This is a genomic window from Actinoplanes octamycinicus, assembly GCF_014205225.1.
GTDB classification, from domain to species: domain Bacteria; phylum Actinomycetota; class Actinomycetes; order Mycobacteriales; family Micromonosporaceae; genus Actinoplanes; species Actinoplanes octamycinicus.
This window is the reverse complement of record NZ_JACHNB010000001.1, coordinates 5,741,224-5,754,669: the sequence shown is the minus strand read 5'-3', so window position 1 is coordinate 5,754,669 and position 13,446 is coordinate 5,741,224. Positions and strand designations below refer to the sequence as shown.

15 protein-coding genes are annotated in these 13,446 nt (G+C 74.2%); 6 read left to right on the top strand and 9 right to left on the bottom strand.

The genetic code is table 11. From position 1 onward, the window contains the following. Positions 1-62 precede the first annotated feature (62 nt). A complete protein-coding gene (locus BJY16_RS25225) occupies positions 63-740 on the bottom strand; it encodes a hypothetical protein (RefSeq protein WP_185042040.1) in 678 nt (225 codons plus the stop codon). A 59-nt stretch (positions 741-799) separates the two neighbouring features. Between BJY16_RS25225 and BJY16_RS25220 the strand changes: the two genes are divergently transcribed. Continuing rightward, a complete protein-coding gene (locus BJY16_RS25220; protein WP_239177020.1) occupies positions 800-1,567 on the top strand; it encodes an esterase/lipase family protein in 768 nt (255 codons plus the stop codon). A 191-nt stretch (positions 1,568-1,758) separates the two neighbouring features. Here the strand turns inward: BJY16_RS25220 and BJY16_RS25215 are convergent, their stop codons facing one another. The 4 genes from BJY16_RS25215 to BJY16_RS25200 are packed head-to-tail and all read right to left on the bottom strand — an operon-like array spanning position 1,759 to position 5,024. Continuing rightward, positions 1,759-2,592 (bottom strand): ABC transporter permease, encoded by an 834-nt coding sequence (locus tag BJY16_RS25215; protein ID WP_185042039.1) that lies wholly within the window; start codon positions 2,590-2,592, stop codon positions 1,759-1,761. Next, a complete protein-coding gene (locus BJY16_RS25210) occupies positions 2,589-3,494 on the bottom strand; it encodes an ABC transporter ATP-binding protein (protein ID WP_185042038.1) in 906 nt (301 codons plus the stop codon). Before BJY16_RS25210 ends, BJY16_RS25215 begins: the two co-directional genes overlap by 4 nt. Then, the gene (locus BJY16_RS25205; RefSeq protein WP_185042037.1) at positions 3,491-4,552 is read right to left on the bottom strand and encodes a hypothetical protein; all 1,062 of its coding nucleotides are present in this window, start codon (positions 4,550-4,552) and stop codon (positions 3,491-3,493) included. Before BJY16_RS25205 ends, BJY16_RS25210 begins: the two co-directional genes overlap by 4 nt. A gap of 34 nt (positions 4,553-4,586) precedes the next feature. Continuing rightward, complete coding sequence (locus tag BJY16_RS25200; RefSeq protein ID WP_185042036.1) at positions 4,587-5,024, bottom strand: hypothetical protein; 438 nt, start codon at positions 5,022-5,024, stop codon at positions 4,587-4,589. Between the two features lie 201 nt (positions 5,025-5,225). Here BJY16_RS25200 and BJY16_RS25195 point away from each other — a divergent pair, with 201 nt between their 5' ends. Continuing rightward, positions 5,226-6,881 (top strand): sensor histidine kinase, encoded by a 1,656-nt coding sequence (locus BJY16_RS25195; RefSeq protein ID WP_185042035.1) that lies wholly within the window; start codon positions 5,226-5,228, stop codon positions 6,879-6,881. Here BJY16_RS25195 and BJY16_RS25190 read toward each other — a convergent pair. After that, a complete protein-coding gene (locus tag BJY16_RS25190; protein WP_185042034.1) occupies positions 6,868-7,338 on the bottom strand; it encodes a 2'-5' RNA ligase family protein in 471 nt (156 codons plus the stop codon). The two genes, BJY16_RS25195 and BJY16_RS25190, sit on opposite strands and share 14 nt — an antisense overlap. Before the next feature lie 249 nt (positions 7,339-7,587). Here BJY16_RS25190 and BJY16_RS25185 point away from each other — a divergent pair, with 249 nt between their 5' ends. Beyond that, positions 7,588-7,863, top strand: coding sequence for a hypothetical protein (locus BJY16_RS25185; RefSeq protein WP_185042033.1), 276 nt, complete (start codon positions 7,588-7,590; stop codon positions 7,861-7,863). Here the strand turns inward: BJY16_RS25185 and BJY16_RS25180 are convergent. Beyond that, positions 7,848-8,783, bottom strand: a complete 936-nt coding sequence (locus BJY16_RS25180) for an FAD-dependent oxidoreductase (RefSeq protein WP_185042032.1) — start codon at positions 8,781-8,783, stop codon at positions 7,848-7,850. The two genes, BJY16_RS25185 and BJY16_RS25180, sit on opposite strands and share 16 nt — an antisense overlap. 55 nt (positions 8,784-8,838) lie before the next feature. On the opposite strand from BJY16_RS25180, the gene BJY16_RS25175 reads away from it, so the two are divergent. Continuing rightward, complete coding sequence (locus tag BJY16_RS25175) at positions 8,839-9,045, top strand: response regulator (protein WP_185042031.1); 207 nt, start codon at positions 8,839-8,841, stop codon at positions 9,043-9,045. Positions 9,046-9,137: 92 nt separating this feature from the next. On the opposite strand, the gene BJY16_RS25170 is transcribed toward BJY16_RS25175, so the two are convergent. Together BJY16_RS25170 and BJY16_RS25165 are read right to left on the bottom strand one after the other, a co-directional pair. Beyond that, positions 9,138-10,154 (bottom strand): ArsR/SmtB family transcription factor, encoded by a 1,017-nt coding sequence (locus tag BJY16_RS25170; RefSeq protein WP_185042030.1) that lies wholly within the window; start codon positions 10,152-10,154, stop codon positions 9,138-9,140. A 140-nt stretch (positions 10,155-10,294) separates the two neighbouring features. After that, positions 10,295-11,026, bottom strand: coding sequence for a DUF4253 domain-containing protein (locus tag BJY16_RS25165; RefSeq protein ID WP_185042029.1), 732 nt, complete (start codon positions 11,024-11,026; stop codon positions 10,295-10,297). Between the two features lie 47 nt (positions 11,027-11,073). Here BJY16_RS25165 and BJY16_RS48555 point away from each other — a divergent pair, with 47 nt between their 5' ends. Both BJY16_RS48555 and BJY16_RS25155 read left to right on the top strand, forming a co-directional pair. Next, positions 11,074-12,549 (top strand): tetratricopeptide repeat protein, encoded by a 1,476-nt coding sequence (locus BJY16_RS48555; protein ID WP_185042028.1) that lies wholly within the window; start codon positions 11,074-11,076, stop codon positions 12,547-12,549. Positions 12,550-12,601: 52 nt separating this feature from the next. Further along, on the top strand, positions 12,602-13,348 hold the full coding sequence (locus BJY16_RS25155; protein ID WP_185042027.1) for a sulfite exporter TauE/SafE family protein: 747 nt from the start codon (positions 12,602-12,604) through the stop codon (positions 13,346-13,348). The last annotated feature ends 98 nt before the right edge of the window (positions 13,349-13,446 follow it).

Below are 13,446 nucleotides of genomic sequence, written 5' to 3'. Positions count from 1 at the left end.
TCGGTCCCCCAGCCGCACCGGGTGGTGAGCGGGCCGGATGCCCATGAACGGCACCGGATCGGTCAGATCAGCACGTCGGTGGTCCGCGGAACGCTGAACGTCCGCGTGATCAGATCGCTGACCAGCGACGACATGGTCCGGGTGTCGCCACCGGAGGCGGACAGCAGCATGGCCGCGGCGGCCCCGTCCAGGTGCACGTTCACGCCGGTCAGAATGCGCGCGTCGACGGTCTGCGGAGGCCCGAAGTCCATCGGGGTCCACCCGGCGGCCGGAGCGGCAGCCGGGGCGGAGACCGGGGCCGCGACCGGGGCGGGCACCGGCGCCGGCCGGGTGACGGCGGCGGGCGCGGCGGCGACCACCGGCTGCTCCTCGCAGCTGAGGCAGCCCTCGGTCCGGCCGGTCAGCACGTACCGGGTGACCGCCTCGCGGTTGGCCGGCTTCCACCATTTGCCGCCGCACCGGGAGCACGCCACCCCGGGCAGGTAGGCCTCGGCGGCGGCGTGCGCGCCGGCCGCCTCGCGCGGATCGTCGACGTGTTCGCCGGGACGCTGCAGCACGTGCGGCGCGCCGGAGAGCGCGAGCCAGCGTGGCCGGGTGCCGGCGGGTGCGCACGCCCAGTAGCGTTGCGCCCGCGCGTAGCCGTCGGCGTTCGCCCCGGGCAGGCGCCGCAGGGCCAGGGTGAGCAGCCCCCGTCCGTCCGGGCCGATCGTCAGCGTGAAGCGGTCCGCCTGTTCGGTCATGGCCCGATCATCGGCAGCGTGCCGCCGCGGACAAGAAGAATTCCCGGCATCATGAAGAGGTGTCACCACGACGGCGGGCCCTGCTGCTCGGGGTTGCCTGCCTGGTGGCGGTCGCGGTGCTGGCCGGGCTGACCGTCCGGTGGCTGCGCGACGGCGACGACGGCCCCCGCCCGGACCAGGCCCGGCCGGGCACCGTGCTGCTGGTGCCGGGCTATGGCGGCAGCCGGACCGCGCTGACCCGGCTCGCCCAGCGGATCGAGGCCGCCGGGCGTACCGCGCGGGTGCTGACCCTGCCCGGCGAGGGCGACGGCGACCTGCTGCAGCAGGCCCAAGTGCTGGACGTCGCGGTGCGCGAGGCGCTGCGCGCCGGCGCGCCCTCCGTCGACGTGGTCGGCTATTCGGCCGGCGGCGTGGTGACCCGGCTGTGGGTGGACCGGCACGCCGGCGCCGAGGTCGCCCGCCGGGTGGTGACCCTCGGCTCGCCGCTGCACGGCGCCCGCCTGGCCGGGCTCGGTGCGGCGCTGGCCCCGGGCTCCTGCCCCGCCGCCTGCCGCCAGCTGGCCCCCGGCAGCGACCTGCTGCGCGACCTCGACGAGCCGCTCCCCGACGGCCTGCCGTGGCTGTCCATCTGGACGGAGAACGACGAGACCGTGCAGCCCCCCGACTCAGCCCGCCTGGACGGCGCCATCAACCTGTCCCTGCAGCAGCTCTGCCCGGCCGCCCGAGTCGCCCACAGCCAGCTCCCCACCGACCCGGATGTCACCGCCCTGGTCCTGGCCGCCCTCAGCCCCGCCCCGTTGACCACCCCCACCACCTGCCCCGACTGACCCCGCAAGCCCCGCTTCGGCCCGGACCGAAGCGCACCTCGCGGCAAGCCGGCTGGCCCTCACGGGTGTCTCAAGGTCCTTGAGACACCCGTGAGGGCCAGCCGAACAACCGCGGGGCGCGCTTCGGTCCTGGCCACGACGGGGCTGGCGGCGGTTCGAGGGGCGGGCGCGGGGCTGAGGGCGTACCGGAATCAGGTTGTGATGTCCTTGGTGAGGAAGTTGGCCCAGGCGGCGCCGAGCAGCACCACCAGATAGACCAGCTGGATGCCGGCGCCGCGCTCGATGTCGCGCCACAGCACCGGGTCGCGGAAGAAGTCGACCCAGGCCAGCCAGTAGCGGGTCGGCAGGTAGGGGCGGATCGCCGCGGCCGCGTCCAGGGTGACCAGCACCTGGCTGGTGACCAGGACGGCGAGCGCGCCCATCGCGGCGCCGAGCGCGGAGTCGGTGACCGTGGACAGGAACAGCGCGATCGCCGCCACGCCGAGCATCGAGATCACGATGTAGCCGACCGTGCCGAGCAGGCGCAGCGCCAGACCGGCCGGGCTGATCGTGACGCCGGACAGCGACGTCACGTCCGGTGGCAGCGTCACGCCCGCCGAGCTGGTCGACACCCCGAAGAGCAGGACCCCGCTCGCGTACGAGGTGAGCACCACCGCCACGATCGCGAAGAGGACGAACGTCACCAGCGCGAGCAGCTTCGCGACCAGCAGGCGGGTCCGGCCGACCGGGCGGATCAGCAGGTAGCGCAGGGTGCCGCCGGACGCCTCCCCGGCCACCGCGTCGCCGGCCAGCACCGCCACCGACACCGGCAGGAAGATCGGCAGGACCAGGGCCATCGCCGCGGCCGGGTAGAGCGCGCCGTTGCTGAGCACCGCGGACAGGAACGCGCCGCCCTGCCCGGGCGGCGGCGGGATCCGGGTGGTGGCCAGGAAGATCGCCACGATCAGTGGGAGCGCGCAGAGCAGTCCGGCGATCACGTAGGTGCGTGGCCGCCGGAAGACTTTCGCCAGTTCGACCCGGATCATCCGGCCTCCACCCGGTCGGCGCTGGTGGTGGTCGCCTCCAGGACGACCTGTTCGAGGGTGCGCCGCTCGGCGCCGATCGCGGTGACCGTGACCCCGGCCGCGACCAGCTCGGCGTTGAGCGTGCCCGGGTCGTCGTGCCGGACGGTCAGGGTGTGGCCGTCGCGGTGCTCGACCCGGCCGTCGAGCAGCGCCACCACCCGCTCCGGGGACGGCGTGCCGACGGTGACCCGGCCGGTCGGCGCCCGCAGCCGGGCCAGGTCGTCCTGCAGCACCAGCCGGCCGCGGTCCATCACCCCGACCCGGGTGCACAGCGCGTCGATCTCGGCGAGCAGGTGGCTGGAGAGGAAGACCGTGGTGCCGTCCCGGTTCAGCTCGGTGAGCAGGTCGCGGATCTCGCGGATGCCGCGCGGGTCGAGCCCGTTGGTCGGCTCGTCCAGGATCAGCAGCCGGGGGCGGCGCAGCAGGGCGCCGGCCAGGCCGAGCCGCTGCCGCATGCCGAGCGAGTAGGCGCGCACCGGCCGGCGGTCGATGCCGGCCAGGCCGACCCGCTCCAGGGCCTCGGCGACCCGCGCTTTCCGGCCCCGCCGGCTGCCCGGGCCGGCCGCGTCGAACAGGGCCAGGTTGGTCCGGCCGGACAGGTGCGGATAGGCGGCCGGGCCCTCGACCAGCGCGCCGATGTCGGGCAGCGCGTCGTGGACCCGTTTCGGGATCGGCAGGCCGAGCACCTCGATCGTGCCGCGGGTGGCGTAGACCAGGCCGAGCAGCATCCGGACCAGCGTCGTCTTGCCGGAGCCGTTCGGCCCGAGCAGGCCGTAGCGGTCGCCCTCGCGCACGTCCAGGTCGACCGAGTCGACGGCGACCACCCGGCCGTAGCGCTTGGTCAGGTCGTGGGTGACGATCATCGGCGGACCTCGGTGGCGACCTGGCGCAGCAGGGCCGGGCTGACCAGGCCGGCGACCAGGAAGGTGTGGTCGTCGGCGCGCACCGCCAGCAGGTTGAGCAGGCCGGTGGTGATGGTCGCGGCGGAACCGCCGGGCAGCTGCTGGCCGTAGGCGCTGATCTGCCGGTAGGCGGCGGCGCCCAGCCGGTCCGGGAGGGCGATCACCACGAAGCCGGTGAGGCCGCGGCCGTACAGACCGGCCACCGAGGTGGCGTGGGACAGGGTCCGGCCGCCCAGGGTGTCCGGCAGGGCGGCGGGTTGCCAGCGGTTGATCGTACGGAAGAGGTCCGGGGCCTCGGTCTCGGTGTAGCCGATGCCCGGCCGGGGTGCCGGCGGGGTCAGCACGCCCTCGTCCGGCGCCTCGGCGTGCACCTCCAGGAAGCGGGTGACGAACACCGGCCGGGCCCCGCCCTTCGCGGTGATCTCCGCCTGCAGCGGCAGCCCGCCCGGATCGGCCCAGACGTCCACGTGCGCGACCGTGGTGTCCGGGTCGGACGGGATCAGCCGCAGCCCGCCGGCGGCGATCCCGGCGACCCGCTTTGCGGGCAGCGGCTCGACCCGGTCGCCGCCGGCGCTGCTCAGGATCCGGCGGACCAGCTCCGGCGGGGTGAGGTCGGCGGCGCGGGGCAGCCGGACCGGCGGCTCACCGGTGATCCGGGTCAGCTGGTTGTCGCCGTAGTCCCAGGTGAACTCGGCGTCCGGGGTCCGGTAGAAGTCGGTCTCGGTGCCCGGCCCCAGCACGTCCACCCGCCAGCGGTCCGGCGCCGCGAACCAGGCGCGCATCTCGGTGGTGCCGCTGAGCAGGGCGGTGACCTGCTGCAGCCGGGGCAGGGCGGGCAGGCCGAGCAGACCGGTGCTCTGCACGTACCCGTGGTAGGGCCGGGCGGCCGAGGCGGCGATCCGGGCCGGGTCGGGGGCGGCGGCGCGGACCGGCCACGCGTTGCGCACCACCGGCACCGCGACCAGGCCCAGGGTGCCGACGAGCACGAGGGCCCACCTGCGCACGGCGTCCATAGTCAACAAACGTACCGTGCGCTTCGGACGGCCCGGTCCGTCAGACGTTGTCGATCCGCAGGATCACGGCCGGGTCCTGGCTCATCGCGATGATGGTGGCCTCGCCCTTGTCGACGTAGAGGTGCCAGTCGTTGCCGCCGCCCGGGTTCTCCACGCTGAAGTGATTCATCGTGATGTCCCCGCCGCCGCGGGCCACGCCGGCCTCGGCCTGGTGGATGTCCCACCGCACGTAGACGGTCCGCGCGTCGTCCGGGCCGGCCGCCTTGAGCAGGTCCTCCGCGGCCTTGACGGCGACCGATTGTCCTTTCGGCCCGGTGATGACGCGCTTCTTCTTCAGCGAGGTGAGGGTCTGCTTGACGATCTGCTGCAGCTCGGCCTCGGTCTTGTTGGCGAAGAAACCGTCCCCGGGGACCGTGACGAGCGGGTGGGCCTTGCGGAACGACTCGAGACTCCGGTAGGTGGTCCTGGTCTTGAGCATGTCGGGTGTCCTTCCGGTCGTGCGCTCCCGGCGGAAGCGCGTCGCATCAGAGACGCGCGGCGGCGACGTCCTGATGCGGCCCGGCCGATCGCCCATCCGACGTATCAGTCCCGAGCCCGCCCGTCCCGGGTCCGCACCGCATAAATCCTTGTAAAGTGCGTTTTATCGAAGCAGTTCCCAGGAGGGCGGGAGGCGAGGGCCGTGGACCCGGACGGGATCCCGGTGCGCCGCGGTCTGTGGGTCTACGCGGTCGCGGTGGTTGCCGCCTCCCTGCTGGTCGTGCCGCTCGCCGGCCAGCGCCTGGCCGTCCACCCGAACCTGATCAACACGTTCTTCGTGCTGATGGCCTCGGCGGATCTGCTGACCGCCGTTCTGCTGGTGCAGCAGTTCCTGGCCGGCGGCCGGCTGAGCACGCTGGGCCTCTCCTCGGCGTACATCTACTCCTCGCTGATGATGGTGCCGTACGCCGTCGTCTTCGCCCGGATCCGGCGGGCGGGCGCCGACTCGATCTGGGCGGAGGTTCGCGGGCCGTGGCTGTTCATCGCCCTGCTCTGCGGTTTCTCGGTCCTGGTGGCGGCCCAGCAGTACACGGTGGCGGCGTTGCCGGACCGGCTGGGCGGGCTCGCCCGGAGCCGGCCGGTGGCTGCCGTCGTGGTCACCGTCACGGCGGTGTTCGCGCTGGTGGTCGCGGTCACCGGCGTGGTCGTCGGCGCCGCGGGCCGGCTGCCCCGGATGTATCAGGGCGACACCCCCACCGCGGCCGGCCGATGGGTGGTGGGCGCGACGCTGCTGATCATCGCGGGCACCCTGCTGGCGGTGGTCCGGAACCTGCGCCACCGGCCGCCGGTGGAGCAGTGGGTGGTGGTGGCGATCAGCGCGTCGCTGGCCACCGCGATCCTGTACCTGGCCGCTCCGCACCGCTACACGCTGGGCTATTACGTCGCCCGGGTCACCCTGCTGGTCTCCTCCGGGGTGGTGCTGCTGGCCCTGCTCACCGAGACCGCGGGTCTTTACCGCAGACTGTCGGCAGCCCACCGGGATCTCGACCGGGCGCACCGTGAACTGAGCCGCCGGGCCGAGCACCTGACCGCCGCCAATCGGGAGCTGGAGGTCGCCGGCACCTGGAAGAGCGACATCATCGCCACGCTCTCCCACGAGATCAACCAGCCGCTGGCGGTGATCTCGGCCTGCTCCGAGGAGCTGACCCAGGACTGGGACGTGATCACCGAACAGGAACGACGCGCTGCCGTCGAGGCGCTGGGCAGCCGGGTCAACCAGCTGCTCGACATGGCCGCGCACCTGCTCGTGCTCTGCCACGCGGAGCCGGGCGATCTGCACGCCCAACCGGTCGCTGTGCCGGTCGAGCAGGCGCTGGCCCGGGTCACCGACAACCTGACCAGGCCGGCCCGCATGCGGGTCAGCGTCAGCACCGGTCCGCCCGGCGTGGCCGTGCTGGCCGATCCGGTACACACCCACGAGGTGCTGACCAACTTCGTCACGAACGCGATCAAATACAGTCCCGGCGACATCCACGTGTCGGTGACCCTGGACGACACGGGCGACGACATCCTGTTCGCCGTCACCGACGAGGGGAACGGGGTCCCACCCCCCTTCGTCGAGCACCTGTTCGACCGGTTCAGCCAGGCTGACCGGTCCGGCGGGACGAGGAACAGCGCCGGCTTCGGTCTCTACCTCTCGCGGCTGCTCGCCGAGGCCAACCACGGCCAGGTCTGGTACGAGGCCGAAGTCCCGCACGGCAGCCGGTTCGTGCTGAGCCTGCCCCGCGCCCATCGCGCCCCGGAGACGGCGACCGCACCGGGCCTGGTCGGCGGCGAGTCCCCGGTCACAGGCCGGTGACGGTGCGGGACCGGGTGTCGTAACTGCGGGCCGCGACGAAGCGCCCCCGGGCCGGCGGCAGGTCCGCGAGCACGCGCAGCGCGGGCTCGATCCGGTCCGGCGGGACCTTGAGGGCCAGGCTGACGTGCGGCACCCAGCCGCCGGGCGGCGGCCACGGTTCGGCCGCGGCCAGCGCCGCCGACGCCGCGCCCTGCAGGTCCCGCAGCTCGGCGGTCGGCTCCACCTCGCGGACCAGCGCCCGGCCGAGCATCCGGACCGGCCCGAGCCGCGCCGCGACCGGCAGCGGCAGCGGCGGCAACCCGGCCAGCGACCGGGCGGTGAGCAGCGTCAGGTGCGGCCGGTTGGTCGGATGGGGGTGGCCGGCGAGGCTCGGCAGCCCGGCTTCCCGCAGCGTCTCCCACAGGTCCCGGACGCCGCGCTCGAGCGCCGGGTCCAGGAGCAGTTCGACGGTGTGCATGCCGGAATTCTGGAGGAGGCCGGGCCGCCGGGTCAGTCGAACGGGGTCAGGGTCACGGTGACCTTCGCCGGGGCGGCGTCCTCGGTGAACGACGCGAGGTAGATCCAGAAAGGTTCAACCTTTCGGTCAACCGGCGCTGGGCCGAACCGTCCCACTCTCTCGACATGTGCAGCTGCACGTGCATCGGCGCTTGAATCTGCCAGCGCAGCAGAGCAGATTGTCTGACAGAAGCGGAAAGGAGGCTGATCAGTGAGCAAGTGGGGTAAACGACCTAATCGCGGCCCGACCCGGCCGGTCCTCACCTTCGCCGAGACCGACTACCGGTCCGGCGCCGGCCCGCTCCGCATGATCGTCCTCCGGGTGCGCTGGGACACCCCGCACCGCTTGAACGCGGAGATCTGGTACGAGGTCGACGGCGTCGAGATGAGCCCGGACGGCCGCGAGCTCGGCCGCCGGACCGCCCTGGTGCGCGGCGCCAAGCTGCGGCCGCTGCCGGACAACACCGGTCACTACCGCAGCTCGTGACAGAGGGCGGCCACCCGGGCCGCGTCGCCCCAGGACAGCGTGAAGCCCGAGCCGCCGTGCCCGTAACACGCGACGACCCGCCCGATCCGCTCCAGCCGCCGGGTGGTCCGGGCCGGTCGCAGGCCGACCGCCCGGGACAGCACCGGCTGCCCGGCCAGCGCCGGCACCAGAGCCCGCACCCGTCGCAGGATCGCGTCCTCGGTCTCCGGGTCGACCTGCTCGTTCCAGTCGCCGACCTGCCCGGTCCCGCCGCACACCACGTCGCCGGCCCGCGGCACCACGTAGGTCAGCCCGCCCGGGTTGTCGCTGTCCAGCACCCACGCGGTCAGGCCGGGGTTGGCCAACCGCACCACCTGGCCGCGGATCGGATGGACCGCGTCGTCGCCGAGCAGCCGCCCCGATCCGAGCCCGGCGGCCACCACGACGACCTCCGGCTCCTCCCCCACGACCGATCCGGCCGCCGTCACCAGGTCCTGCCCGGCCGGCACCCGGACCTCGCCCCACGTCGTCGGCACGCCCAGCGCGGCGACCCGGTCACCGAGCCAGGCCAGGTACCGCCCGGTCTCCACCACCGGCAGCGTGCACCGCACCCCGTCCGCCACGCGCTCGTGCCGGGGCACCGCGGCCGTCCAGGACAGATCCGTCCCGGCGCGCCGGACCCGCACCAGCCCGTCGCGCAGCACCACCCCGGTCGCCGGATCGCCCGCCAGCCTCGCCAGCCTCTCGTAGGTGACCCGCCCCGACTCCAGCACGTCCCGGTCGACCGCCACGTCGTGCGGGAACCAGATCGCCGCCGCGACCGCCGAGACGCTCTCCCGCGCCGGCCGCTCCGCCACGATCCGCACCCGGTGCCCGGCCACGGCGAGCTCGTGCGCCACCGTCAGCCCGATCGCGCCCGCACCCACCACCAGCACCCGCATCCCGATCACGCTAGGCAGCCGGCAACCCAGATTCAAGATCAGTTCTGGGTACGCGGTGAGCATCCGGCCGACCGAGCCCCCGCTGCATGATCCTGCACCGTTCCTGCAGCTTCTCACCCTGCCCGCCGGGGCCGGCCCGGCGGTGATCGTGCTGACCACCGTCGAGGACCACGACCTGGTGGCTCGGGCGATCCGGGCCGGCGCGATCGGCTACCCGCTCAAGCACGCCCCGCCCGCCTCACCCTCACCGTGCCGACCGTGAAGGGCTACGTCAGCACCATCCTGACCAAGACCGCCACCCAGAACCGGGTGCGGCTGGCCCTGCTCGTGCAGGCCGCGACCGGCCCCTGAGCGTCAGGGCGCGTTCAGCAGCCCGGCGCCGAGACCGGTCAGCGTGTGCCGGACGGTGTTCCGGTGCCGGTGGCTCACCACCAGGCCGGCCTCGCGCAGCACGGTGGCGTGCTGGCTGGCGCCACCCGGCGAGATGCCGATCCGCTGGGCCAGCTCGGAGGTGGTGCAGCCGTCGGCGATCACCCGCAGCGCGGCCGCCCGGGTGCCGCCGAGCAGCCCGGCCAGGGCCCGCTCGCCGGACTCGCCGTCCCGCCGCCACAGCCGCAGCGCGGCAGCCGGGTCCAGGCCGATCGGGTACAGCAGCACCGCCGGGTCGTCGTTCAGCGGCTCGAACAGGCCCGGGTCGGTGTCGCTGAACACCGACGGGGCCAGCACCAGGCCGCGCCCGTCCAGGTGCACCTCGGTGACCTTGCCGGCGCCCGCCCGGTTCACCCCGACATAGCCGGGCACCTCCAGGACCGGCGCCTTCCACCGCAGGGTCGGCGCCATCCCGGCCAGCATCGCGTCCAGCCCGTGGGTGCCCATCACGTCGATCCGGGCGGCCCGCTCGTTGTCGAGCAGCGCCCGGATCCGCGGCCAGTACGGCTCGATCGCCAGGCCGTGATAGTCGTCCAGCGCCCGGACCAGCCGGGAGCGGGCGGCCCGGTCGCCGTGCGCGAAGTCGCCGATCCACCCGGCCCGGACCCCGGCCACCACCGGCGCGAAGGAGAACTCGTCGCGCAGCGGCCCGGCCGGCGCCCGGCACAGCCGGTCCACCGCGTCGGCGTAGTCGTCCACCGGCCCGACCAGGGTGAACAGGTCGACCAGCCCGGCCGCCGGGGTGAGGAAGCGGGCCAGCTCACCGACGTCCGGGGAGAGCGTCCGGGCGCCGGCCACGGTCGGCGCCCGCCACCGGTCGAACCAGCCCTGGTGTCCCGGCCGCCGCAGCCGGTGCAGGCTCAGCTGCAGCTCGGCGAGCGGCCCCAGCACGGCCACCCGGACCTTCGTGGCGTCGGCGACCGTGAAGTGGATGCGCAACACGGTCCCATCCTGGCGTCCACTGTGCTGTTTTAGCCAGGACGGAATGTGCTTGATCGGCGAGGACCCTCTGACCGAGGCTGAACGGGCAGGTCATCGGGGGTGGAGAGTGGTGGGCGACCCGGTCGCTCACCACCCTCGGATCAGTCCCACCACATCCGCCAGACCGGGTTGCCGAGCAGCCCGCCGGCCAGGTCGGTCAGGGTCTCGGCGCGGTAGAGGTCGTACTCGCCGTCGTTGTAGAGCCGGTACTCCCAGGCCAGCGCGAGAGCGTCCGGCCGGGTCAGCGGCGGGCGGGCGACCGCGTACTCGACGGTGGTGCCGGTCAGCACCACCGGCTCGGCGCCGTACCGCTGCTGCCAGTACCGCATGATCGCGGCGTGCTCGCCCGGGGCCGGATACTTGTTCCAGCCGCCGTAGTGCAGGGTGACCGGAATCAGCCACGGCTCGGCGACCGGCACCAGCGCCACGGTCACCTGGGCCGGCTGCCCGCTCCGGAAGAACGGCAGGCCGAACCCGGGGCGTTCCGGCTCGGCCGGCCAGGTCCCCTCGCCGGCCAGTTCCCGGCGCACCGCGACGGCGAGATCGGCGGGCAGCCCGGCCAGCTCCCGCTCACCGTCGGCGGCGAGCAGCGCGGCGCCGTCCAGGGTGCGCGCCTGCTCCAGGGACTCCGCGACGGAGGCGTACGTGAAGGAGTCCTCCAGATATTCCGGGGTGTCGTCCTCGATCAGCAGCGGCCAGCGGCCGCTCGCCGGGTAGGCCGCCCGCAGCCGCTCCCACCAGCGCAGCGCCTCGTCGCCGGCCGCCGGGAACCCGGCCACCTCCACCCCGCCCGGGGTGGTGAACAGGGTTACCGTCGGCGGCAGATCGATCATCGCCGCATGGTAATCCCGCGACACCCGGACCTCGTAGACTGCCCCGCGTGACCACCGCCCCCACCCCGGTCGATGTCGCCTTCGCCCTGCTGCGCGAGGGCCGCCTGGTCGACGCCGAGAACGTGATGGCCCGCGAGCTGCAGACCGCCACCGAGCGGCACGGCGCCGGCAGCCCGGCCTGGGCCTCCGCCCAGTGCGACCTGGGCAACGTGCTGCTCAACGCGGACCAGCTGGACCGGGCCATCGAGTGTTTCCGGCTGGCCGCCTCGGCGCCGCCGCGCGACCAGGAGTCGCACAAGGACCAGCTGACCTACCGGCTGAACCTGGGCATGGCGCTGCGCTTCGCCGACCGGCTCGACGAGGCCGAGCGGGAGCTGCGGCAGGGCGTCCAGGAGCGGCTGGCGTTCTACGGCCGCGAGCACGCCGGGTTCGCGTTCGGCCTGGAGCCGCTCGCCGACCTGCTGCTGCACCGCGGCAACCACGCCGAGGCCCGGCAGGTCGTCGAGGAGGCGGTGCGGAACCTGTGGGCCAACGGCCACGAGCGGGTCGCCTCCGCGCTGGCGTTGCGGGCCATGGTGGTGCACGCCTCGGACTCCACCGACCCGGTCTTCGTCGGCCTGGCCCAGCTGCCGGACGAGGTGGTCGAGCAGATCGCGCACGCCGTCCTGCAGGCCGCCGACCACCAGGACCCGGCGTCCCGCGATCTGGTCGCGCTGCTGGTCGCGGCGGTCGAGGAGCGGCTCGGCCCGGACCACCAGGCCACCCTGAACGCGCTGTCGGTGCTCGCCAACCTGGGTCAGGACCTGGGCGACCAGGCCGGCCGGGTGCAGGCGATCGAGCGGGTGCTGGCCGCCTACGACCGGCAGGGCCGGCAGGAGGAGGCGGTGATGGCGGCGCTCGGGCTGGCGATGGCCCGGGACGACGCCGGCGACCCGGACGGGGCGCTGGACACGTACGCCGCGGCCTACCAGCGGGCCGAGCGGATCGGCCGGCCCGAGCTGCAGAGCCAGGTGCTGCGCAACTGGGGCATCGCGCTGCGCGAGGCCGGCCGGCCCGGCCCGGCCGAGCAGCGGCTGACCGAGGCGCTGGCGCAGGCCCGGCGCGGCGCCGACCACGAGACGGTCGGCCGGGCCGGGGTGGCGCTCGGGCTGTTCCTGCAGCACGAGGAGCGGCTGCCGGAGGCGCGCACGGTGCTGGAGGAGACGCTGCCGCTGCTCGGCCCGGCCCACCCGGACGCCATCGTCGGCCGCAGCCACCTGGGCGCCGTCCTGGAGGGCCGCACCTGCGGCTGCGGCGACATGGCCGGCACGATCGCCGAGGCGTTCCGCGAGTTCGTCCTCACCCGGCTGCCCACCGACCTGCTGGCCGACCTGGACGTGGCGATCGTCGACGACGACTTCAAAATCAACGTGGAGCTGCGCCGGGAGCCGACCGAGGCCGAGCTGGAGCGGCTCAACGCCGTCTTCCAGTCGGCGCACGCCGAGTTCCGCCGCCGCCTGACCGAGCCGCGCTACACGGGGTGACCCGCGGGCCGGCTGACCAGCGGCCCCGCTCCGCCGGCCGCAGAATGATCGGATGACGCCCGGCCAGACGCTCGTGCTGCTCGGCGGCGGCCTGGTCGCCGGCGCGATCAACGCGATCGCCGGCGGCGGCTCCCTGGTCACCTTCCCGCTGCTGGTCGGTCTGGGCCTGCCCGGCGTCGCCGCCAACGTCAGCAACGCGCTGTCGGTCGCCCCGGGCTACGCGGCCAGCGCCGCCGGCAGCCGCCCGGACCTGACCGGCCAGGGCCGCCGGATCCGCACGCTGATCCCGGTCGCGGTGCTCGGCACGCTCGGCGGCAGCGCGCTGCTGCTGTTCACCCCGCACGCGGTCTTCGACGTGGTGGTGCCGTTCCTGCTGCTGGCCGCCGCCGCCCTGATGGCCTTCCAGAACCGGCTGCGCTCCTTGACCGGCCACCCCGACCCGGGCCGCACCGCGTTCCGGTTCCGCCTCGCGGTCCTGCTCTGCGGCCTCTACGGCGGCTACTTCAACGCCGCGATGGGCGTCCTGCTGATCGCCGCCCTGGCCCTGGTCCTGGCGGAGACCCTGCAGCGGATCAGCGCCCTGAAGAACGTCTTCTCCGCGATAGTCGGCGTCACCACGGTCCTGATCTACAGCGCCTTCGGCCCGGTGAACTGGGCGGTCGTCGCCGTCCTTGCCCCGGCCACCGTCGTCGGCGGCTTCTTCGGCGCCCGCCTGGCCCGCCGCCTGCCGTCCGAGGTCCTGCGCTGGACCATCGTCGTCTTCGCCACCGCCGTGGCCATCGTCCTCTTCGTCACCTGACGCTTTCTTCCGGTACGCGGTAAGCGCACGGCCTTTCCGGGCGAGCGCCCCGGACCAGCCGGGACGCTGCGCGATCCCGGCGGAACGGCAGCCTGCCG

Coding starts and splice junctions, on each gene's coding strand:
- BJY16_RS25225 (WP_185042040.1), bottom strand. CDS start 740: ATGACCGAACAGGCGGACCGCTTCACGCTGACGATCGGCCCGGACGGA.
- BJY16_RS25215 (WP_185042039.1), bottom strand. CDS start 2,592: ATGATCCGGGTCGAACTGGCGAAAGTCTTCCGGCGGCCACGCACCTAC.
- BJY16_RS25210 (WP_185042038.1), bottom strand. CDS start 3,494: ATGATCGTCACCCACGACCTGACCAAGCGCTACGGCCGGGTGGTCGCC.
- BJY16_RS25200 (WP_185042036.1), bottom strand. CDS start 5,024: ATGCTCAAGACCAGGACCACCTACCGGAGTCTCGAGTCGTTCCGCAAG.
- BJY16_RS25190 (WP_185042034.1), bottom strand. CDS start 7,338: ATGCACACCGTCGAACTGCTCCTGGACCCGGCGCTCGAGCGCGGCGTC.
- BJY16_RS25180 (WP_185042032.1), bottom strand. CDS start 8,783: ATGCGGGTGCTGGTGGTGGGTGCGGGCGCGATCGGGCTGACGGTGGCG.
- BJY16_RS25165 (WP_185042029.1), bottom strand. CDS start 11,026: ATGATCGATCTGCCGCCGACGGTAACCCTGTTCACCACCCCGGGCGGG.
- BJY16_RS25155 (WP_185042027.1), top strand. CDS start 12,602: ATGACGCCCGGCCAGACGCTCGTGCTGCTCGGCGGCGGCCTGGTCGCC.